This window comes from Sphingobium sp. YBL2, from assembly GCF_000943805.1.
Taxonomy (GTDB): Bacteria; Pseudomonadota; Alphaproteobacteria; order Sphingomonadales; family Sphingomonadaceae; genus Sphingobium; species Sphingobium fuliginis.
Genome location: NZ_CP010954.1, coordinates 2073918 through 2095261 on the forward strand (window position 1 = coordinate 2073918; position 21344 = coordinate 2095261).

At 66.5% G+C, this 21344-nt stretch carries 19 protein-coding genes; 3 read left to right on the plus strand and 16 right to left on the minus strand.

Translation table 11 applies throughout. From position 1 onward, the window contains the following. Positions 1-12 precede the first annotated feature (12 nt). The 4 genes from TZ53_RS09475 to TZ53_RS09490 are packed head-to-tail and all read right to left on the minus strand — an operon-like array spanning position 13 to position 4595. Entirely contained in the window at positions 13-1092 is a 1080-nt protein-coding gene (locus tag TZ53_RS09475; protein WP_025547688.1) for an acyltransferase family protein, read from the minus strand. Continuing rightward, on the minus strand, positions 1089-2345 hold the full coding sequence (locus TZ53_RS09480) for a polysaccharide biosynthesis protein GumE (protein ID WP_238320157.1): 1257 nt from the start codon (positions 2343-2345) through the stop codon (positions 1089-1091). The genes TZ53_RS09475 and TZ53_RS09480 overlap by 4 nt, the downstream gene beginning before the upstream one ends. Beyond that, positions 2338-3462, minus strand: coding sequence for a GumK N-terminal domain-containing glycosyltransferase (locus TZ53_RS09485; protein WP_044661107.1), 1125 nt, complete (start codon positions 3460-3462; stop codon positions 2338-2340). The genes TZ53_RS09480 and TZ53_RS09485 overlap by 8 nt, the downstream gene beginning before the upstream one ends. Further along, positions 3459-4595, minus strand: coding sequence for a glycosyltransferase (locus tag TZ53_RS09490; protein WP_025547684.1), 1137 nt, complete (start codon positions 4593-4595; stop codon positions 3459-3461). Before TZ53_RS09490 ends, TZ53_RS09485 begins: the two co-directional genes overlap by 4 nt. Positions 4596-4758: 163 nt before the next feature. On the opposite strand from TZ53_RS09490, the gene TZ53_RS09495 reads away from it, so the two are divergent. Next, positions 4759-5697, plus strand: coding sequence for a glycosyltransferase family 2 protein (locus TZ53_RS09495; protein ID WP_025547682.1), 939 nt, complete (start codon positions 4759-4761; stop codon positions 5695-5697). Between the two features lie 18 nt (positions 5698-5715). On the opposite strand, the gene TZ53_RS09500 is transcribed toward TZ53_RS09495, so the two are convergent. The 9 genes from TZ53_RS09500 to TZ53_RS09540 are packed head-to-tail and all read right to left on the minus strand — an operon-like array spanning position 5716 to position 16075. Next, positions 5716-6741, minus strand: a complete 1026-nt coding sequence (locus TZ53_RS09500; protein WP_044661109.1) for a polysaccharide pyruvyl transferase family protein — start codon at positions 6739-6741, stop codon at positions 5716-5718. Continuing rightward, positions 6738-7754 (minus strand): glycosyltransferase family A protein, encoded by a 1017-nt coding sequence (locus TZ53_RS09505; protein WP_238320158.1) that lies wholly within the window; start codon positions 7752-7754, stop codon positions 6738-6740. The genes TZ53_RS09500 and TZ53_RS09505 overlap by 4 nt, the downstream gene beginning before the upstream one ends. 28 nt (positions 7755-7782) lie before the next feature. Further along, complete coding sequence (locus tag TZ53_RS09510) at positions 7783-9687, minus strand: WecB/TagA/CpsF family glycosyltransferase (protein ID WP_229742657.1); 1905 nt, start codon at positions 9685-9687, stop codon at positions 7783-7785. Between the two features lie 4 nt (positions 9688-9691). Next, entirely contained in the window at positions 9692-10360 is a 669-nt protein-coding gene (locus TZ53_RS09515; protein ID WP_037481691.1) for a tyrosine-protein kinase family protein, read from the minus strand. Continuing rightward, positions 10357-11727 (minus strand): exopolysaccharide biosynthesis protein, encoded by a 1371-nt coding sequence (locus TZ53_RS09520; protein WP_025547675.1) that lies wholly within the window; start codon positions 11725-11727, stop codon positions 10357-10359. The genes TZ53_RS09515 and TZ53_RS09520 overlap by 4 nt, the downstream gene beginning before the upstream one ends. Before the next feature lie 30 nt (positions 11728-11757). Then, a complete protein-coding gene (locus TZ53_RS09525; RefSeq protein ID WP_044661110.1) occupies positions 11758-13020 on the minus strand; it encodes an ATP-binding protein in 1263 nt (420 codons plus the stop codon). Between the two features lie 22 nt (positions 13021-13042). Then, the gene (locus TZ53_RS09530; RefSeq protein ID WP_025547673.1) at positions 13043-13840 is read right to left on the minus strand and encodes an SLBB domain-containing protein; all 798 of its coding nucleotides are present in this window, start codon (positions 13838-13840) and stop codon (positions 13043-13045) included. 10 nt (positions 13841-13850) lie between these two features. Continuing rightward, on the minus strand, positions 13851-15053 hold the full coding sequence (locus TZ53_RS09535; protein WP_238320159.1) for an outer membrane beta-barrel protein: 1203 nt from the start codon (positions 15051-15053) through the stop codon (positions 13851-13853). Then, the gene (locus tag TZ53_RS09540) at positions 15050-16075 is read right to left on the minus strand and encodes a glycoside hydrolase family 5 protein (RefSeq protein ID WP_037481688.1); all 1026 of its coding nucleotides are present in this window, start codon (positions 16073-16075) and stop codon (positions 15050-15052) included. The genes TZ53_RS09535 and TZ53_RS09540 overlap by 4 nt, the downstream gene beginning before the upstream one ends. A 68-nt stretch (positions 16076-16143) precedes the next feature. Between TZ53_RS09540 and TZ53_RS09545 the strand changes: the two genes are divergently transcribed. Beyond that, positions 16144-16716 (plus strand): hypothetical protein, encoded by a 573-nt coding sequence (locus TZ53_RS09545; RefSeq protein ID WP_025547669.1) that lies wholly within the window; start codon positions 16144-16146, stop codon positions 16714-16716. 5 nt (positions 16717-16721) lie between these two features. Here the strand turns inward: TZ53_RS09545 and TZ53_RS09550 are convergent, their stop codons facing one another. Genes TZ53_RS09550 through TZ53_RS09560 form a run of 3 tightly spaced genes read right to left on the minus strand, consistent with a single transcriptional unit; the run spans position 16722 to position 20163 of the window. Continuing rightward, the gene (locus TZ53_RS09550) at positions 16722-17717 is read right to left on the minus strand and encodes an NAD-dependent epimerase/dehydratase family protein (protein WP_025547668.1); all 996 of its coding nucleotides are present in this window, start codon (positions 17715-17717) and stop codon (positions 16722-16724) included. Beyond that, positions 17714-18442, minus strand: coding sequence for a methyltransferase domain-containing protein (locus TZ53_RS09555; protein WP_025547667.1), 729 nt, complete (start codon positions 18440-18442; stop codon positions 17714-17716). The genes TZ53_RS09550 and TZ53_RS09555 overlap by 4 nt, the downstream gene beginning before the upstream one ends. Then, complete coding sequence (locus tag TZ53_RS09560; RefSeq protein ID WP_025547666.1) at positions 18439-20163, minus strand: ArnT family glycosyltransferase; 1725 nt, start codon at positions 20161-20163, stop codon at positions 18439-18441. Before TZ53_RS09560 ends, TZ53_RS09555 begins: the two co-directional genes overlap by 4 nt. A gap of 243 nt (positions 20164-20406) precedes the next feature. Here TZ53_RS09560 and TZ53_RS09565 point away from each other — a divergent pair, with 243 nt between their 5' ends. Next, positions 20407-21342 carry a glycosyltransferase family 2 protein gene (locus TZ53_RS09565; RefSeq protein ID WP_025547665.1) on the plus strand — a complete coding sequence of 312 codons (936 nt, stop codon included), beginning with the start codon at positions 20407-20409 and terminating at the stop codon, positions 21340-21342. Positions 21343-21344 lie beyond the last annotated feature (2 nt).

A 21344-nucleotide genomic window follows, 5' to 3' on the forward strand; every position in this document is an offset into this window, starting at 1 on the left:
ATCCTTATCGTCTCACCTTCGAACCTCCGCCCGGCTGAGATCGGGCAATAGGATGACCTTGGGCTGCCGGTCGAACAGCCTTGCAAGCAGGCGGCGCAAACAATGGTTGGCCGGCCCTTCGACGAAGCGATGGGACAGCGCCGCGATGCCGACCGCCAGCAGCAGCGATGCCACGGCGCGCGGCGCCGGCGGCACCGGCAGATATCCCGCCAGATAGAAAGCGGGCATGTGCAGCAGATAGAGCGAGAAGCTCCACGCCCCCAGCCGCCGCATCGCGCCATTGCCCCACAGCCAGTCGTTCAGCCGATGGTCGATGGTCGCGCTGTGGATGACGCAGGCGCAGAGCAGGACCTTCGCCAGATCGCCATAATAGCCGATATGCTTGGGGTCGCCGCGCGTCGACGGGAAGAGGAAGGGTTCGGCCCACGCCGGCGACAGCAGGATGGCGGCCAGGAAGGCCAGGGCGCTTCCCAGCACGAGCATGGCGAGCGGCGGGCGCGGCGGCGCCGCCTTCATCAGCAATGCCGTGCCGATCCCGGCGATGAAGATGTGCAGCTTTGCGAAGACGGAGAAGCCCGGCGTCCAACTGCTGATCGCATAGCTCAGGCAGATCGCGGTCGCCAGCGCCAGGAAGGCGACCGGCCTGTTCGGGCGGCTGCTGTGGAACGCCATCCAGATCAGCGGAAAGAGGAAATAGAACTGGAATTCCGGGCCGATGGACCAGAAGATCGGCTGCGCGCTGGTGAAGCTGAGCAACCGCAGGAGCTGCTGGCCGTCTATGCGATAGATGAAGGCCGGATCGGCATAGCTGAAGAGGAAGAAGGACAGCAGCGACACCGCCAGATAAAGCGGCAGGATTCGCCCCGCCCGCGCCGCGCCATAGCGCAGCAGCGCCGCGACGTCGGGCTTCTGCCCCAGATAGAGATGGCCCATCAGGAAACCGCTCAGCACGAAGAACAGCATCACGCCATAATCGCCCAGGCGGTGATTGACCCAGGGCGGCAGCCCGACATCGGGAAAATGCGACAGCATCACGATCAGCGCCGCAAAGCCGCGCAACCCGTCCAGCGCTGGAATATGCCGCCCGCTCATGCCGGGGGCGTGCTGTCCGCTGCCCTCCGCCCGCGTGCGAAGCAGAAGCCGTAGAGCGCCCACATCAACGCCGCCGTCTTGATCGAGAGCAGCGAATTGCTGATCGGCAGGCACAGGATGAGGAACAGCATGGTGCCATGTTTCGCCATGCGGTCGCCCGGCGCCCTGCCGAACCCGGTGAGCGACAGCGCCAGCCAGAGGCCGAGCGCGATGAGCACGGATTGGGACTGGATGAAATCGGCCCATCCCGCATCGTCCAGCCGCGCGAATTCGGGGCTGACCCCCAGCAATGCGGCGGCATCCATCGTCCCCAGCGCATGCAGGCCGATGCCCAGCCGCCCGGCGAAATTGTCGCCATTGGGCATCAGCAGGCCGAACGCGTCCCCCAGCCAAAGCAGGCCCAGCATGACAGGCAGGTAGATCGCGCTCCAGCGGTCGGGCAGATAGCGGCAGAGCGGCAGATAGAGGCAGAAGAGCAGGATGACCGTCATCGCGAGCCGCCCGTCGCAGATCACCAGCAGCGCGAAGGTGGACGCCACCATGAAGGCCCGGCCCCAGCGCGACAGTTCGCGCCAGCAGGCCGCCGTGAAGATGGTGACGACGACCGCCCAGTTGCCGAGCGACACCGGCTCCAGGAACAGCGACGACCCGCGATGGAAACCGAAGCCGTTGAGCAACAGCCGCCCGCCCGGCCGTTCCGAACTCAGGAACAGCGATCCGCCCGCCCAGAAGGCGTCGGCGTCATATCCGCGCGTGTTCACATAATAATCGACCACGTTGAAGAAGGCGCCATATTGGTCCGGCCGCGCCAGTTCCCACATGCCCACCAGCAGGATGCACGCCTGCATGACGAGGACCGACCGGCGGAACAGGTCGGCGCGCAGCGCCGTGCCCAGCAGGATGAAGGCCGGGATCAGCAGCACGTCGCCCAATATCTTGGGATTGAACTGCGCCCGGATCGCGCTGGTCAGCAGCACGGCCATCACCAGCAGCGCGGCCAGCGTCCACCATCGCGCCGCCAGCGCGACCGGCTGGAACAGGCCCAGCAGCAATGCAGAGATGACGATGCCGCCCTGCATCACGGACACGATCGACCCGTTCATCGGCGCGACATGGCTGTTCACCCAGGCGAGGAACGGGTTGAACAGGACCGTCGCCGCCAGCAGCGCCATGGCCGCCACCGGCACGACCGCGCGCAGCATGTCCCCGGCGCCTTGCATCCGGACGTCTCTTTGCAGGACAAGCTCAGCCAAGGGCGACCTCCACCAGCCGGTCGGCCACATCGCCCCAATCCTGCGTCGGCGCTGGCCGCCGGCGCGTCTGGGCGGCCCTGGCGAAGGCCTGCACCATCCCATCGGCGTCGCCCGGCCGATAGCCGAAACGCAGCCCATGTTCGCCCACCGCGAAATCCGGGCAGACGGCGGGCAGGCCGATGGCGCCATATTGCATCAGCTTCAGGCTGGAATCCGCCAGATAGGCCGATGCTTCCGCCGGCAGATAGGCCGCGATCCCGACATCGGCATGCTGGATATAGGGCAGCGTCCGTTCGAAGGGCATCTCATCGTGCAGCACCACATTGGACGGGAAGGCGTGCCTGGGCGTTCCGATCATGTGGAAGGTGAAATGGGGAACCGCCTGCGCCAGCGTGCGGATCGCGCCCTCGTCGAACAGCATCGATCCGACCGCCACCGCATTATGCGGCCGGTCATAGGGGCTGACGGTCGGCCGGCGCAGGTTTCGCAGGTCGACGCCATGGGGAATGAAGATGCGCGGACAGTCGAAGCTGTCGAAATGCGGCAGCATGCTGCGGGCGACGACCACGACCATGTCGATGTCGCGCGCCTGCCTGTGCAGCGTCGTTTCGATGCATGGCGGCACGCCGGCGGTCGCCAGCAGGTCGGTCGCGCGATAGACGATCCGCGCATGCGGGGCGATGGCCCGCACCCGCCGGATCAGCGCGGGGGCGATGCCGGATTCGATGAGGATGAGGTCCGCCGTCGCCGCCGCCTCGTCCAGGGCGGGGCAGGCCATGCCCGCCCAGCGGTGGAACAGCCAGCCGGTCAGCGCATCGGGCACCGGCATCTTGACCGGATGCCAGCGGGTCCGCCACAGATAGGCGCGCAGGCCGTCCACCGTTTCCCAGCGGTTGGCGCGCGGGTCCAGCGCCGCCCGGCTGTCGCCGCGCAGCCGCGACAGCCAGCTGTAGCCGATGGACAGGAAGGCGACGTCATGACCCCGTTCGGCCAGTTTCTGGGCGATGAAATGCACGCTGGCGCGGCGCGCCGTGCGATAATCGTGGCGCGACAGGATGAGGATGCGGGCGTTGGTGACGCCATGGGGTGCGAGGGCGGCCGAAATGGGGATGTTCAATGGCGTCTCTCCCTGCGGCCGATGATTTCGTCGTAATAATCTTCCAGTTCCGCCATGTTGGACCGGATGTGGAAACTGTTGTTGACCCATTCCCGTCCCGCCCGGCCGAAGCTTTCGCACAGGTCCGCCGACAGCAGCAGCCGTTCCAGATGCGCGGCATAGCTGCCGGTGTCGCGCCGCTCCGCCAGCAGGCCGCTCTGCCCCGGCCGGATGGCTTCGCGCATCGGCCCGTCGTCGAAGGCGACCACCGCCATGCCCAGGGCCTGCGCCTCCATCAGCACGATGGGCAGCCCTTCGCTGTCGCCATTCGCGGCGCGGATGCTGGGCATGGCGAAGATCCTGTGCCGGGCCATGGCGGCGAACACCGCCTCTCGCGGCTGCGGGCCGGCAAATACCGGCTGGATGCCCAGTTTTCGTGCCTGATCCATCAGCGCCGGCTTCATCGGGCCGTCCCCGATGATGGTCAGCGGCTCCTCGCGCAGGCGGGGCGGCAGCTTCGCCCAGGCGTCGAGCAGGAAGTTGACGCCCTTCTTCTCGACCAGCCTGCCCACGAACAGCGCGCCCCGGCGCAGCGAGGGGGAATCCACCTGCGGCAATGCGGCGGGGTCGATGCCCAGGCGGATGACCCGCAGCTTGCCTTCGGGATAGCCGGCCTCCAGCAGGCACTGCCTGATCCAGTTCGACACGCAGATGATGCCGTCGACATAGCGCATCAGGACGGGCTTCAGCATCAGGTACCAGAGCCCCTCCGTGCGCCGCGCATGTTCGCGGGCGGTGACGGTCGCGTCATAGCCATGGGCCGTCACCACCAGCGGCATGCGCCGCCGCAGGGCAAGCGGCAGAATGCCCGCGCCATCCTGAAGGAAATGCGCGTGGATCAGGCCGGCGGAGCGTGAGGACAGTTGTCCGTCCAGATGGTCGTAATGTCCGGTCAGCCGACTGCTGATCCTTTTCCACTTTCCGGCGCCGGGTTCATGAAGCAGATGCAGTTGCTGTCCGTCCCGATAATGGCCGCCGACAATGTCGTCGGCCATGACGAAGGGGCGGTATCGGCGCAGCGACCGGATATGGTCCGCAATGAAGGTCTCCGACAAGGGCAGGAAACCGCGTCTGTAAATGGCGACCATCGGCATATTGTCTGTCCGCACTGGGAAGATCGGGTTCGGACCCTTGGGACATATCCTAGGGGTATTCCCTCAATTCGCTGCTGCTTGTGCGGCTGTTATATCCAAAGCCCACCCCTGTTTCGAGTAAGGCATAACACCTATGCAGCGGAACCTAACCCCTTGTGTCTCGGTGATAATTGCCGCCTATAATGCGCAGGATACGCTGGTTCGCGCGGTCAATTCGGCGCTGGCGCAGCAGGTGCCGGTCGAAGTGCTGATCATCGACGATGCGTCGAGCGACGACACGCTGCGGGTGGCGCGGGGCCTGACGCGCATGCACGACAATGTCCGCCTGATCGTCAGCGCGGAAAATGGCGGACCTTCGGTCGCGCGCAACAGGGGGCTGGCCGCGGCGCAGGGCGAGTGGATCGCGATACTCGACGCCGACGATGCGTTCCTGCCGGGGCGGCTGCAACGCATGACCGGGGTGGCGAGGCGGCATGAGGCCGATCTGGTGGCCGACAATCTGCTGTTCTTCGACTGGCAGGCACAGGCCGTGGCGGGCCGGGCGCTCAGGCTGGCGGACGATCATGTGCAGCAGGTCGGCGCGGCGGATTTCGTCGGCCAGTGCATGACCGGCCGTTCCCCCTTCGATTATGGCCAGCTAAAGCCGATCTTCCGCCGCCGTTTCCTCCATGCGCGCGGACTGCACTATCCGCCTCACCTCCGCCATGGCGAGGATTTCGCCTTCGTTCTGGACTGGCTGCTGGCCGGCGCGCGCTTCATGCTGATGGGGGAGGGGCTTTACCTCTTCACGCAGCGCATCGGTTCGATCTCCTCGGACAGTTCGGGCCAGTCGCGCACCATCCTCAACCTCCAGGCCATGCGGGACCATACGCTGGGCCTGCTCGCCCGCCCGCGCATCCGGGCGGACAGGGCATTGGCGGGGCTGTTGTCGAAACGGGCGGACGCGATCCGCGACCAGGCGATCTGGAACCGCGCCTATCCGCACCTGCGCGCCCGCCGGCCGGGGGCGCTGCTGATGGAAATGCTGCGCGACCGGCGCAGTTGGCCGATGCTGGCCCGTCATCTGGTCCGGCGGCACAGGGCGCGGATGCTTGCGCGTTAAGGCCCCCGCAGGCAATATTCAGCCTTCACGGCCCCCCGCAATGCCATCCAGCGCATAGCTCAACTGTTCGACCCTCTGCGCGAAAATCGCATCGCCGCTCAGGAAAGCGGGCGCGCCGACCAGCCGATGCAAAACCGTCGCCATGCGCTCCGTCCGCCGCCTGTCCCACCGCGTCATCGCGCCCCGCGCGGCACGCTGCGCCGGCAGGCGCCCCGGCAGCGCGCGCAGGTGATGCTTCACCTTGGGGCGCACCGATTGCCATAGCGCATTGCCCTCCCGCCGCATCATCCGCCGATAATGCGCCATGGCGCTATCCCTGTCCGGCCGCGGCAGGCGGAAATCCTGTCCGATGCAGCGCTGCACCTGCCCCTCATAATAGGCCCGCAGGCTGATCGAGGGCAGCGCCACCGGCTCATAGGGCAGGTCCAGCGACAGGGTCCAGTCCAGCCATTTGAAGCTGTTGATCCGCCGGGACGACGCAACGGGCACCCAGGGCACCCGCATCGTATCCGCGATGATCGCGGCATGCATGGAATCCGCGATCACCAGCCGCGCCGATCGGATGCGCTCTATCACCCGATGCGCGCATTGCCGGGGATCGACCAGTTCCACGCCCGCCAGCCCGCAGGCCCTTTCCCAGGGGCCTTCGTCCATCGCCTCATAATGGGGAATGAAGATCGTCCCGTGCCGTTCTTCCTCGGCCAGTGGCTTCAGCCGCGGCAGGGTCGACAGCAGCAGCGCACCGTCCGCGACCGCCCGTTCCGGCCGCCCGACCACCTGCGCCGTCAGCGGCCCGCGCAGCGCCGTCACCTTCCACCGCCCGCTGTCGAAATCGGCGGGCACGGGACGATAGCCGATGCCGCTGGAAAACACCCTGATCCGTTTCGCCTGCGGCATGTCGTTGCCGATGATCGTGCCGATGCCGCAGAACAGCTCGCCATCATCCTCGTCCGACCAGCGGCCCGGCGCGAGTTCTTCCCAGAGCCAGCCGTTCAGGTCGTCGCCGAAATTCCCCTGCGGCGCCCGGTAATAATAAAGCTTCACGCAGGCATCTCCCGCAGGGCCGCCGGGCGCAGCTTGCGGCGCAGGATTTCCGTCCAACAGCCGGGCAGGTCACGCCAGAGGTGCCGGTAGGCCCTTGCGATCATCGCCCGCTGGAGCCGGTCCATCAGGCCCAGATAAAGCCGCGGATGCATCAGGATCGCCGCCAGTTCCATCTGGAAGCTGCGTCGCCGCTGCTGCGTCAGCATCAGGCTTTGCGCATCGATGCCGTCGATCGCCCCCATCAGCTCGTTCGCCCGGATCATGGAAAGGATGCGCCGCAGGTTGCGCCCGCCCAGCCGCTCATGCGCGTCGCGATACAGGTTGATGCCTTCGCCGCGCAGGCTGTTGGCGGAAAGCGAGAAGCAGATGCCCCGCGCCCGATGCGCAATCCGCGCCCACATCAGCCAGTCTTCCCCGGCATAGCGCAGGCTCTCCTCGAACCGGAGCGATCCCACCGCCGACCTGCGCAGGATCACGGACGATGTCTGGCACAGATAGTCGCGCACCATCGACGATCCGCCGCTCGTCCCGACGAAGCGATAGGTGCCGCGCGTCCCGTCGAGCAGTTCGACCCCCTGCTGCGCGGGCAGCGCCTGGAAAAACGCCATGGCCGCGAACATGGTCGTCGGCGGCATGGCGCTGTCGCAGAAGTAGAAATCATGCGCCGTGCCCAAAGTGTCGATCCCCCAGGCCAGATGGTGCGTCGACCATTGATCGTCGGAATCCAGAAAGGCGATATAGCCGGAATCCGGCGATAGGGCGTCCAGGCCATGGTTGCGCGCCGCCGCCGGGCCGGCATTGGCCTGGCGAAGGATGCGCAGCCTGATCCAGTCGGGCAAGGCGAGATTATCGACATCCAGGTCGGCCGCGACCGGCGAACCGTCGTCGACGACGATCAGTTCGACTTCGGCGGGCCAGGGAAGATATTGGCAGGCGACCGACCGCACAGCTTCGCGCAGCAGCCCGCGCTTGCGCTGGAAGAACGGGATGACGACCGAAATGCGCTTCGGCATGGTCGTCCGGCGCCGGGCCATGCTGGGGTCAGGCCGCATCGGCCCCCCGCAGGGCTGTGGTCGGGGCTGGCGGGGGCGTATCCTCCCAATCCTGCCCGCGCCAGGCATCCTTCAGCGCATGGACGATGAAGCTCAGATTGCCGCGCAGATAGCGGTCCGCGAGCCGGGTCGGCTCCTGAAACAGCCGCCATGCCCATTCGAACCGCGCCCGCTGCACCCAGGCCGGGGCGCGCCGCACCCGTCCGGCGAGGAAGTCGAGCAAAGCGCCGCCGCACAGCACGGGCCGTCCGAACTCCGGCGCCCAGCGCGCCGCCCAGATCTCCTGCCGGGGATTGCCCATGCAGGCGAGCACCAGATCGGCCTTGCTCGCCCCTATGCGGTCGCTCAGGCCCGCTTCCTCCTGCGGGTCGAAGAAACCATGCTGCATTCCCACGATCGAGAGCCGCGGGCACAGGCGGCGCAGCGTCACCGCCGCGCGCTCCGCCACGCCCGGCGCCGCGCCGACCAGGAACAGCCGGAGCCCTTCGGGATGGTCCTTCAGCAGCGCGGGGATGAAGTCCGTGCCGTTGAGGTTGACGGGAAAGGAGCGGCCATAGCGCAACCGGCTCGCCAGATCGACGCCGATGCCGTCGTTCAGCACGAGCGCATTGCTCAGCGCCCCGGCCAGTCGGTCGTCCTTCCGCGCCAGATTGGCCATATGGGCGTTGCAGAAGGCGATGACCTTCGGCCTTTGCGCGCGGACATGGGACCGGATTTCCGCCAGCGCCTCCGTCTGGGAGAGAACGGCGACCTTCACCGGACCGATGGCCCGCTGGCGATGGCCCAATATCTGGTCGTAGATATGCACGATGCGCGCCGAGACCTCCGGCCAGCTATAGCCGCGCAGCGGTTCGGCCGCGTCCTTCAGGGCTCCCCTGACCCTGGCGGTGCGGAAATCCTTGAGCAGCCGCGCGGCCGACAGGAGATCGTCGAAATGCAGGAGCGTGCCGACGCCCAGCTTCTCGCAGGACCGGCGATGCGCCGGAATGTCGCTGGCGGCGGGATAGAGGCCGGCGGAAACCGCCTCGATCAACGATATGCCGAACCCTTCATAGGCGCTGGCGGACGCGAAGATGCTGCTGCGCCCGATCAGCGCGCGAAGCGCCTCGTCGCTGGGGCTGTCGTGGAATTCCACCTTTTGGGATATACCCTGTTCGACGGCGATCCGGCGCAGGTCGGACAGGGCGACGCCCATGGGCTTGCCCGCGACGATCAGCGACCAGGCCGGGTCCAGCGCATTCAACGCGGCGAACCAGCGGATCAGCCGATCGATCCGCTTGTTGGGGGCGATGCGGCCGAAATAGAGGATCGCCCGCGCATCCGGGTCGGCGGCGGCCGCGAACTTGTCGATGTCGACGCCATTTTCCACCAGCGTCAGCCTCTGGCGGCAGATGCGCGCGAAACTGTCCTGATCCGCCTCGCTACAGGCGATCGTCGCGTGGAAGCGGCTCAGCGACAGGCGGGATATGCTGTGGAAATAGACCTGCTTCAGCCGCTGCGCATAATCTGTGTGGAAGAAGCCGCCATGGGTGCTGAGCACCATCGGCTTCTGGTGCAGAAAGCGCGTGAGGGCCAGGAAATCGACGAAGAAATCCATGGCATGGACGTGGATCAGGTCGCAATCGCGCACATGGCGCAGCACCGCCGGCGCAATGGGATAGCGCCGTCCGCCGCGGAAGGGCAGGCGGACGACCTCCACCCCGCCGATCGTCTCCCGCGCGGGCAGTTCCGCGCCATCGCCGTCGAAGATGCGGTTCAGCGTGACCATGCGCACGTCATGGCCCGCCCGCGCCTGCTCCTCGCAGAGGTTGCGGGTGAAATTCTCCAGCCCGCCGATGCCCGGATGATATTGGCGGGAGATATGGACGATCTTCATGCCTGTTCCACGCTTCATGCCGTCACACGATCATGACCGTGCCGATCAACGGCATGCCCAGCATCGACAGCTTGTTGATCGTGGACTTGAGGTCCGCCGTGGTGGTGGCGTCGCGGCTGACGGCCAGTATCGCCACCTCCGCGCCGGCCGCTGCCAGGGCGAGGTCCTCGACATGGCTGGCGTCGACCAGGCACAGGTCGAAATCGGCCATCATGTCGGCCAGGTCCCGGCTGTCGGATGCGGCCGCCAGCAGGGACAGTCTGGGGATCGAGGCAGGCCGGACGAAGGCGTGGAGGTCATCCTCCGGATCGGTGGGCGTGACCGGCGTCTGGCCGAGCAGCCGGTGCTGGACGAAGTCCGACTGCTTCATGTCGACGAGCAGCGTCCGCAGCCCGCTCAGCGCCGCCGACACCGCGACATTGGCGGTCAGGATCGCCGCCTCGTCGACCGCGCCGACCGTGAGGACCGCGATGGAGGAGGGCGCCCGCCCGTCCGCCAGGCGGAGCGCGGCCAGCGTCGACTGTATGTCGCGCGCCTGCACCGCCAGCCGGTCTTCCGGGTCGCTGATCGCCACGACCAGCGGATCGACCTGGATCGGCCCCACGGCATTCATCTCGGGCTTTTCGCCCGGGCCGGCGGCGATGAAGATCGCGCCGGGCTGCTCGCTTCTCTCTGTGGATCGGAGTCTCATGACCATTTGGCTCCTTCAAGGCGAAGTTGCTGTCCGATGTGACGGAGGTCGGCCTGTCCCAGCACGGGCACGCCGGTCAGATATGTCATCGCATCGCGGCTGCGGACGCGGGGTTGTAGCCATTCCAGCAGGACCGCCGTGCCGATGGCGAGCATCAGGCCCAATATCGTCATCATCAGCAGCCGCACGGGAATGTTCGGCGCGTTCGGCAGCAAGGGCGCCTCTGCGGCGTTCAGATGCAGCACGTTCAGCGAAGGGATGCTGCTCTTCGCGCGCAGTTCGGCCATTTGCTGCGTCTCGGTCTCATATTGCTTCTTGGCCGATTCCACATTGCTTTCCAGCACGTTGAGCTTGCCCCGGTCGCCCGCGAGCGACAGCATGCGGGCGCGGTGCTGGTTCAGCAGCGACTGCATGGCGCCCCGGTTGGCCGCGGCGGCGGAACTGGCCGCGGACAGGCTGCCCGAAGTCTTGGCCGTTTCCTGCGCCAGTGCCGCCCGCAACTGGGCAAGCTGGGAATTGGCCGCCCGCATCAACTCATGGCTGGGCCCCAGTTCCGCCGACATCTGGCGGATTTCGGCCGACTTGGTCGCGATCTGCGCACGCAATCCCTGGACCACCCCGCTCGACTGCACTTCGGGCATGCTCGCCCCTGCGGCGGCGCGGGCGCCCGCATCGGCGGCGGACGCTTCGGCGGTGGACAATTTGGACGACAATTCGCTCAGCCGCGTGCTTTCCGCATCGATCGCCCCGGTGGAGACAATGCCGTGCTCGCGCTGGAACTTCGCCAGTTCGCTCTGCGCGCTTTCCATCCGCGCCTCGGATTCGCTGAGGCGGGTCTTGAACCAGTCGGCGTAGCGCTTGGCGAAATCATTGCTCATCGACAGGCGGGTCTTGTTGAACGCATCGGCAAAGGCATTCGCCATCTCCGCCGATCTGGCCGCATCGGTGCTGCGATAGGCGATGTCGATGGTGCTGCCCGCCGGGCTGGGCGTGACCTCCAGCCCGCTCTGGACCCGCCGGTTCAGCCAGCCCTGGAAGGTCTGGGTTCCGTTGGTCTGGTCGAACCACTGCCTGCGCAGTTCGGGTTCCTTGTCGAGGCCCAGCGCGCGGGTGACATGGCCGGTGATCGCCTCCCCGCGCAATATCTGCGCCTCGGTCGCCAGCATGGCGGCGGGTTCGCCGGCCGCGCGGGTCTCGCCCGGCAGCGGGTCGGGCGCGCGCGTGTCGAACAGCAGCGTGGCCGACGCCACATATTCGCGCGGCGTCATCAATATCCAGATCGCGGTCAGCAGCATGACGCTGCAGAATATCCCCGCCACCAGCCGCCAGCGCTGCAATATCGCGCGGAATATGTCCAATATCAGCATAGTCACTATCCTATTCGATGGCGATCCGGCCTATTCGGCGGCGATCGGGCGATGAAGATCGTTCATGCTGATGATGTTCTCATCGATCTTCTCGCTGTTCTGCGCGGCGAACAGCATGGCCAGCATGAATTGCGGCGCCAGACTGTCCTGGAAGGCGATGCGATCCTCTGCCGCATCGATGATCAGCGCGTCCCGCAACTGGGACAGGATGCGCTCGCCCCGTTCATCCGCCAGCGCGTGCCGGGTGATGAAGCCGTGAGCGGCGGCGGTGCGGGCGATGGTTTCGATCATGCTCCAGTGCGGGCTGTTCGTCGCGATCACCTTGCGGAACAGCGCGGCGTCCTCCGCATTGGTGAGCGCCCAGTCATTGACGGCCCGCGCCACCCCGGCCAGCGTCGCGGGCAGGTCGACCTTCCGTTCCTTCCGCTTGATCACCTCGAAACAGGCGAGGGCGCAGAACAGCCGGACATGATAGGGCGATCCGCAGGCGAGATGGGCGATGGTCTCCCGGCTGGCATCGGTGAAGCCCATGCCGATCGACCCCGCGCCCTTGGCGATGATGTCGAACACCGCCTGGGATTCGATCCGCGAGATCGGGATCACCGACATGTGCCGCCGCAGGGACGCATGGCCCGCGATCAGGGCATCGACCCCCGCCGCGATGCCCACCGCGACGATATGAACCGGCATGGCCGCGTCGGACAGCATCTTCATCAGCCTTGCGACGTCATGTTGCACGGCGCCGTCGGTGATGCGGTCGAATTCGTCCAGGATCAGGATGAAGCGGCGACGGGCGCGCGGCGCGATCTGTTCGACCACGTCCCGCGGATTGACCGGACGGTCCGCGGGCCAGTCGACCGGCGCCCCGGCCAGGGCATCGACATAGGGCCTGATGAGCGCCCCGAAATCCTGATCGGGTTCGCACGCCGAATAGAGCACGACGAAGCCCCGGTCGTCGGCCATATTGGCGAAGACCCGCGCCAGCGACGTCTTGCCGGACCCCCGCGCGCCGTAGATCAGGGCGTGATTTCCCCGATCCAGAACGCCCTCGACCAGCAGTTCCAACTGTTCCTGCCGGCCGTGAAGATGGCTGGAACTGGTGACGGGCTGGGTCGAGTTGAACCCCTTGCGGATGGCCGACCGCAACATGTCGGCCGTCGGGGGCGCCGGCGTGGCGGGTTCGGCGGCGGCGGCGGCGCGGATGGCCGCCATGCGGCGCGCCAGCTCCTTGCTCTGGGGCTTGGGCTGGGGCTTGGGCCTCAGCCACCGCGCTATCCAGGAAAACAGGGACATTTCGGGTTCCTTCCCAGCCTGATCAGAAGATGCGTTCCTGGACGGTGAAGACGTCGCCCGGCTTCACCAGCATGTCCAGGTCGGCGCGCTTGATCCTCTGGTTGCCGCGGTTGAGGCTGATCTTCTTTTCGGACCCGCCCAATGTCGGTCCGCCCGCCTGCGCCAGCATCTGGCGCAGCGTCATGCCGCTTTCATAGGTGATCTTGCCCGGCTTGTTGACCTGGCCGTAGATGAAGACGTCCTCCGCCTTGGGCACGAACAGCGAATCCCCGGGGCGGAGCATCTGCCCGGTTCCCGTCGCGCTGTTCAGGTCTTCCAGCGGGATGCGGCGGTCTTCCTCGCCCTGGCGCTGCAATATGGCGTAATCGGCGGCATCGGTCCGCGCGCCGCCGGTGCGGGCCAGCATCATCGCGATCGTCTGCGGCCGGTCCAGCGGATAGACGCCGGGATTCTGGAGATTGCCGAAGACGGTCACCGCCCGGCTGACATAGCTCACCACCTCCACATTGACGATCGGATTGACGAAATATCCGCCCGCCTTCAACTGATCGCGCACCTTGGTCGCCAGTGCATTGGCGGTCACGCCCTGCGCCACGACTTCCCCGACGCTGGGCAGGGTGACGCTGCCGTCCTCCTTGATCCGGGTTTTGACGTCGAACGGATAGGCGCCGAAGACGGAAACCCTTATCTCGTCATTGGCCCCCAATATGTAGCTGGACGCCAGCGCCGCGCCCGGCGCGGCATCGGCCGCCACCGCCGGAACGGCTGCGGAAAGGGACGCAAGGATCAGGACGGAAAGGGCAGGGAAGATCGGTTTCATGGCCAGTACCTCATAGATCCAGTCCGACGAACAGCAGTCCCGACGTGCTTTTGTACCGGAACTGGTCGACGGCCGTTGTTCGCCACTCATGGCGTATCTCCGCCCCGGCATTGAGGCGGCTGCGCAACTGGTAACGATAGCCGGCAAAGACCGCGCGGGTGCGGTCCGACCGGCGCAGCAGCGGTGTGTCGAGCTGCAATTCGCCCTTGAACGATCGGCGGCTGTAGCTTCCGCCCGCCGACAGGCCGGACCGCGCCCCCAGCTTCAGATTGCCGCGCAGGGTGAAGTCGGTCTGCACGATATAGGTCGCGCCCGTATTGCTCTGATTGCGGGAGCTGCGGTCGACATCCAACAGGATCGACAGCCGGTTGGAGGGGGTATAGACCGCCTGCGCCTCCACCCCCAGGCCGGAGAAGTCTGCAATGCCGGGCGCGCGCGGCTTGGTCTTGAAATAATTGGCGCCCAATTGCCAGCTCAGGCGCGGCGCCACGGCCCGGCGGAAGAGGATGCCCGCGCGGTAATTTTCCGCGCCGTCGCGCAGGCCGGGTATCGCTTCGTCGGCATTGGGGCGGCGGAAACGCTCATATTGGAACGTCGCGCGGATTTCGCCCAGGCTGGCCTTGGAATAGCCGATGCCCGCCATCGCCGTGGACGTGTCGATGTCGAATATCCGCCGCGAAGAGGCGCTGTTGCTGGTATTCAGATAGCCCACGGCGGCCACGGGGAAGAAACCATAGGGCTTCTCGCAGTCGACCGCGACCCTGTAATCCTGCGTCCGCTGCGTATTGCCGACGACCACGCCCTGATCGGAAAGGTTCGATTGCGCAAAATTCAGCCGCGCCCTGGGCTGCACATGGCAGTAACCGGATACGGACAGATCGGCATCGGCCTGAAGACTGATCCTCTCCCGATCGAGAAATTCGAAACGCTGGTGGAAATCATAGCCCGCCGACCCGATCACCGTCAGCCGGTGAAGACCGAATTGCCGGCGGTAGGTCACGTCGACGCTGGGCGTGATGCGCAGGTCGTCCTGCTCTCCGGCGACCAGGTCGTCATTCTGCCGCAGGATGTTGCTGTCGTAGAGCAGGCGCACGGTCGGCCGGACCCGCAATCCGTCGGGCGGAACCTCCACCTCGGTCTGGGACAGGGCCGCCTGCGGGATCATGAGGGCCGCCGTGGCGGCTGCGCTCATGACGGAAAACTGCTTCATCATGGCTCCCTTGCAACGATATATTTGCTGAGCACCGCGGCCTGCGGACGGGGGCCGCCGGTCGGCTGAACGCTCATCGGATAGCGGGCGCCCCACCATGCGCCGCCCGCCCAATAGGTCCATCCCATCCAGACGTCGCCATTGGCGCGCAAATGGGCGAGCAGAACCTCCAGCCCACGCAGGCAATTGTCGTCCGGCGGCGCGCCGAATTCGCCCAGGAAGCCGCGATGGCCATTGGTCCGCAGCCATGTCGTCGCACCCGCCAGCCGCGCGTCGATCAGGTCCGGACTGACGCAGCTCGTCGCCGTGCCGGAACTGTCGGCATCCAGATATTGGTGCATCTCGAACGCATAATTGCCGCCGGGATCGCGAAAATCGGCGAAGGCGAGCGCGTTGGAGTTCGATCCGCCCGTGGTCCAGCTATGCGCGCCGCTATATTTGGAACCCGGCACGAGGATGAGATTGGCCGCCCCCGTCCGCCGGATCGCCGCGACGCTGCCGTCCGCCAGCGACCGCCAGGCGGCGGGCGTCATGCCATAGGGCTCGTTCATCAGGCCGAAGGCGACGGCGCCATTGCCCTTGTAATGCTCCGCCAGCCGCTGCCACAGATCGGCCAGCATCGCCGACCCATTGGAAATCTGGTCCAGCCGCTGGCCGTCGTACCGGCCGTAATTATGCACGTCCAGCACGATGGTCCGGAACGGCGCCAGACTGGCGAACGACTTGTCGATCAGGGCCATCTCTGTCGTGGAAAGCGGCTTCAGCGGCTCCGGCTGCACCCGTTCCCAGAGGATCGGCACGCGGACGATCTGCATCCCCATGTCGATGAAGGGCTGGGCCGTCCTTGCGTCGGGATAGACATAATCCTTGCCGAAGACGCCAGGCTTGCGCGCGGAATTGAATTCCCCGCCTGCTATGTTGACGCCTGACAGGGGCGGTTGCCCGGCGGCGGGCTGCTCGGCGGTCAGCGGCAGGGCCAGCAGCATCAGCAGCGGCGCCATGGCGAGGCGAGTCGCCACACTCATCGGATGAAGCCCCTTTGTCGCCATGGCGATGCGCCTGCTTCCCCGCTAGGTGCTGAAGGGAAGGAGACATGATGAGCGCGAAAGGCGACCTGCTCGCAAAGGCCCCAGCCGGCGACGCCCCCGACAGGACGGCGGCGGACGCCCTGCCCTGGTTTCAGGGCGCGGACAGCGTGCCGACCCATTTCGGCATGGTGGGACTGCTCCAGGAAAAGGGGATGGTCGTGGATCTCGGCGCGCCCCAGCCGGGCGGCACGCGGCCGATCCATTACCGGCGGTCTTCCGGCGCGCTGCTGTCGATTTCCGTCCCGCTTTCCATGGCGGTCGCGGCGGGCGATTTCCTGCTCGTGAAGTCGCTGACCTGCCCCGACGGCGCGGTGCGGCCGGTCGCGGTGCGCCCGCCGGCCAGCCCGGACTGGATCGCCATAGCCGATCTGGAGGGCATATTGCGACACTATGGCGCGGGCGCATCCCGCTTCGTCCGATGGAGCGCCGGGGCGGGCGCGGCCTGCGGCATTGCCGCGCTGTGCGGGGTTGCGGCGCCCGTCACGGCGCTGGCGGGCATGGTCGCGGGCGTCGCGGCGTTTGGCCTCCATCGCCGGGACCGGCGCGACCGGGGCCGCGTCAGGCGCCTGATCGGCTGAAGCGCTCATACCAGCAGCCCTTCATTGCGATACCAGGCGACGGTGCGGCGGAAGCCCTCCTCCAGCCCCACGGCGGGCCGGAAGCCCAGCGCCTGTTCCGCCCGCGCGATGGAAAAGGCGCGGTTATGCTTGAAGAAGGTCAGGCGGCGGCGGTGCAATGGCGGCTGCACCCCCAGCGGCGCGCAGAGCAGTTCGCAGCCATGGGCGGCCAGGTTGACCAGCCCATAGGGCACGGTGCGCCGGGGCGCGGGCACGTTCAGCACATTGGCGGCGGTCGCGACATAGTCGCGCAACGGCAGATAAGTCTTGCCGCCGATGATGAAGGTGCCGCCCGGCGCCGCGTCGCTCGTCATCGCCAGCAGGAATCCGTCGACCAGATCGTCGATATAGACCGGGTGGAAATTCGGCCGCCGCGATCCGATGAACAGGAAACGGCCCTGCTGCACCATGCGGAACATCTTCAGCATGCGCGTGTCGCCCGGCCCGTAAATGGCGCAGGGGCGGATGATGACGACGTCCATGCCCGGCTGCATCATCGCGTCGCGGCACAGGTCCTCCGCCAGCAGCTTGCTTTCCTGATAGGGGTCGCGCGGGTCGAAGGGCGCGTTTTCGTCCGCCGGCGTCTCCGCCACATCGCCATGCACGCCGATGGACGAGCAATAGACGAAGCGCGCCACGCCTGCCCTGCGCGATTCCGCCAGCAACGCTGCCGTGCTGTCGCGATTGGCGCTCAGGAACTCCTCCCGCGCGCCTTCCGACCGGTACATGGCGGCGATGTGGAAACAGGCCGTCGCACCCTCCACCAGCCGGGCGAAGGCATCGGTGTCGGTCAGCGATCCGCCGATCCATTCGATGCCGCTCTCCCTTTCGGCGGCGCTGGGCGGACGGCGGGTCATGGACCGGACATGATAGCCCATGCCGATCAGCCGCCGCGCCAGCGCGCCGCCGGTGAAGCCGGTCGCGCCGGTGACGGCGACGATGGGGCGTCCGTCCGCGCTCATGCCTTCCTCTCCCGGTCGAAGCGCTGGAGCACCGGATTGCCGATCAGGCTGGTGACGCCGATGCGGCGCAATCCTTCCTCCACCATGCGGACCGGCTTCCCCGCAAGGCGGTGGAGGCCCATGGGCGCGCTGAACTGCTTGAAGCGGCGCCGGGGCGCGAAGCCGTTGCGGCGGAAGGCCTGCTCGATCCGGGCCGGCCAGAAGCTGCGATAGGTGCGCGTGTCCTTCTCGATCAGCCGCTTGATCGGGAAGGTCGCCGCCGACAGCGCATTGGCGCCCATCAATGTCGGATAATCGACGATGACGCTGTAGCGGGCGACGCGACAAAGTTCGTCGATCAGCCTGTCCGGATCGTCGATGTGCGCCAGCAGCCTGATGCTGGTGACAAGGTCGAAACGGCCGTCCGGGAAGGGCAGGGCCAGCAGGTCGCCGGTCACATAATCCACCCGGCCGGCATCGGCGCCCTGCAACAATTGTTCGGCGCAATCGGCCGTCGAGCCCAGCACCGTCGTCTGAATTCCCATGTCCAGCAGTCCGCCGACAAGCTGCCCATGGCCGCCGCCGACATCCAGCGCGCTCTGGTGGAGGGGCGGCCCATCGTCGACCAGATCGCGCAGGCCGCGTTCCTGGATGTTAAGCAGATAGGCGCCCGAAGGCCCCGCAAACCGGCGGGCATATTGGACCGACCCCGTTTCCAGATCGGGGGGAGGAAGCAAACCAGTCATGCCGCACCCGCGGTTGCTGCAATGCCAAAGAACGCAGGCGGACATGACTGGCCTGACGGCACGCACCGCCCGCGGGGCGGCAGGGGCCTGACCACGGACGCACCTTTCGTGCCGGGAAGGGCCTGCTTCCCGACATGGGGGCAGGCACGCCGCACGGTTGGGTGCCGCCAGCTGTAGACGTGGAAGCTGCTGTGCGTGGGGACGGGGGTCAGGCGTCGCTCGATCTCACGGGCGATTTCGGGGCGCACGCCCATGGGATTGCGCCACTGATAATCGGACACGATGACGACGCCGTTATCGGTGCAGTCGATGACTTCGGACAGGGCCGCCGGGCTGTCGATCAGCGGACGGCCGGTGCGGAAATCGCTGTTGAAGTCGGTCGGCGGCTTGAGCTCGCCCAGCCGGCTGTGGCTGATGAACAGGTCGAACGGCCCGATATGCGCCAGGGTGCGCAGGTCGTCGCCGGTGACGAGCAGGCTGCTGCCTTGCGCGATCCGCCGCAATTCGGGCGCCGCCCTGTCCCATTCGCCGTCGGGCACCGGCGCGGCAAGGGCGGCGGGCCCTTGCGCAAGGGTCGACGCCATCAGCCGGGCGGAATGGCGGTAGGCGACGTCGCCGCCCATCAGCAGCAGCATCGCCGCGCCCGCCAGCAGGGCTGGACGCAGCGTTCCGCCGCCGCCGAACCGTTCGACCAGCGCGCCGATTCCCAGGCCATAGGCCATGCAGATGAAGGGAAAGACATAATAGCTGTAGCGCCACGCCTTCATCCCCGCGAAACTGTGGAGCGTCAGGCACAGCATCGCCATGATCGCGCACAGGCTGGCCAGCGAGGGATTGCGCCGCCACGCCGCCGCCAGCGCAACGGGCCAGAGCAGCAGCATGGCGGGCATCTGCGCCCGGAATTCGCGCAGATAATAGAAGGCGTCGTCCTGCGATCCGGTCGCCCAGCGCTCGGCATGGCGATAGCTTTCCAGCGCTGGCCCGGCCTGCGACAGGGCGATGGTTGCGCAGGCCAGCGCGATTGCGCCCAGCACGATCAGGTGCAGCGGGCGCATCGCGGCTATCGTCGCGCGCTGGTCGAACAGCAGCCAGCAGCCCAGGGCCAGCGCGGCAATCGCCGTCACCGGTTGCAGATGGGCCGCTATGGCCAGGCAGAGCGCCGTGGCGGCCAGCCAGCCGGGCCTGAACCGGCCCGCAGGCCGCGTGGCGAGGAAAAGGCTTCCCGCCGCGGCCAGTATCATCAGCGCGTGCAGGGCGTAGAAGCGGGCGAAATGCGCGATGTCGAGCGTATAGCCGGCAAGGCCGAACAGCGCGGCGCCGGCCACCGCGCTCCATATGCCGCCGCTCTGCCGCAGCCAGTGGAAGACCAGTCCGACGCTGATGCCCGAAAAGAGCAGCGAGGGAATGCGCGCCACCCAGAGGTCGGATCGCCCGAACAGATCGAAACTGCCGCCGACGATGGCGGTGAACAGCCGCGCCCGTTCGTAACGGCCGTCCAGGATCGCGAAGCTGCCGTCCGCGGCCCAGCTGCGCCCCGCCAGCAGATGGTAGAATTCGTCGATATGGGCGGGGCGCGTCTGAATGGTCAGCCCATAGACCAGGCAGGCCAGCAACCCGGCGGCCAGGGCAGGGGCCGCTCCCGGCAGGGCCATGGACGCGCGCCGGCCATCCTGCGACGGCAGGGCGGCGTGCGATCCCAGATGCTCCGATGTGGTGGCCATGAATATGATCTCATATCCGGCAAAAGCCGACAGGATGTTCGATGGCGCAAGAATTCGATCTAACCGAATTTAAGTCAATATAGGGGAGAACGCCTAGCCGTAGGTATGACTACATAATGGTATGTTTCTGAAATTTATGTGAATGTGTTTCCAAGGTCGCTGAATCGATTGGCGTTGAACCCGATTATGGAAATCATAGGGGGCATCGCCGGCAATATTATATAATATTGTAGGAATGGACGCATGGTCGATGTTTCGATTGTCGTTCCTCTTTATAATGAAGAGGACAATGTACGGCTTTTGCATGAAGCGATCAGCAATGCATTGACCGACTTCCGGCCCAGCTATGAAGTCGTGCTGGTCGATGACGGCAGCAGGGACGCGACCTTTATCCGCGCGGCGGAAGTCGCTGAGCGGGACGGGCGCGTGCGCATCGTCAAGTTCCGCGGCAATTACGGCCAGACCGCCGCGATGGCGGCCGGCATCCAGAATGCCCGCGGCGACATCATCGTCACCATGGACGGCGATCTGCAGAACGATCCGCTGGACATACCCCGCATGGTCGAACTGATCGACGCCGGGCACGACATCGTCGTCGGCTGGCGCAGGAAGCGGCAGGATGGCGGGCTGCGCGTCTTCGTGTCGAAATGCGCCAACCGCATCATGGCCCGGCTGATGGGCGTGGCGGTGCGGGACAGCGGCTGTTCGCTGAAGGCCTTCCGCAGCATCCTCATCAAGCAATTGCCCATGTATGGAGAAATGCACCGCTTCATTCCGGCCCTCTCCCGCCTGGCCGGGGCGCGTCTGGCGCAGATCGAGGTGCGGCACCATCCGCGCCAGTTCGGCGTCTCCAAATATGGCTTTTCCCGCATCTACAAGGTGATGCTGGACATCGTGTCGATCCGCATCCTGCTCAGCTTCGTGCGGCGGCCCATGGCTTGGCCGCGCCATATGATCGTCGGCATCACCCTGCTTGGCCTGCTGTCCGTCGCGGCGGCGGTCTGGGGCGGGGGGCTGGCGCTGCCGATGCTGGCCATCGGCGTGCTCTGGCTGTCGCTGGCGCTGTTCCTGCTGGGATGGGCGGTGATCGGGCAGATGCTCGCCAGCCTGACCGGCAATGTTTCGGGTTTCGCGTCGCTGGGCGCGAAACTGTCGGCCCAAATCAAATTGGGGGATTGAAC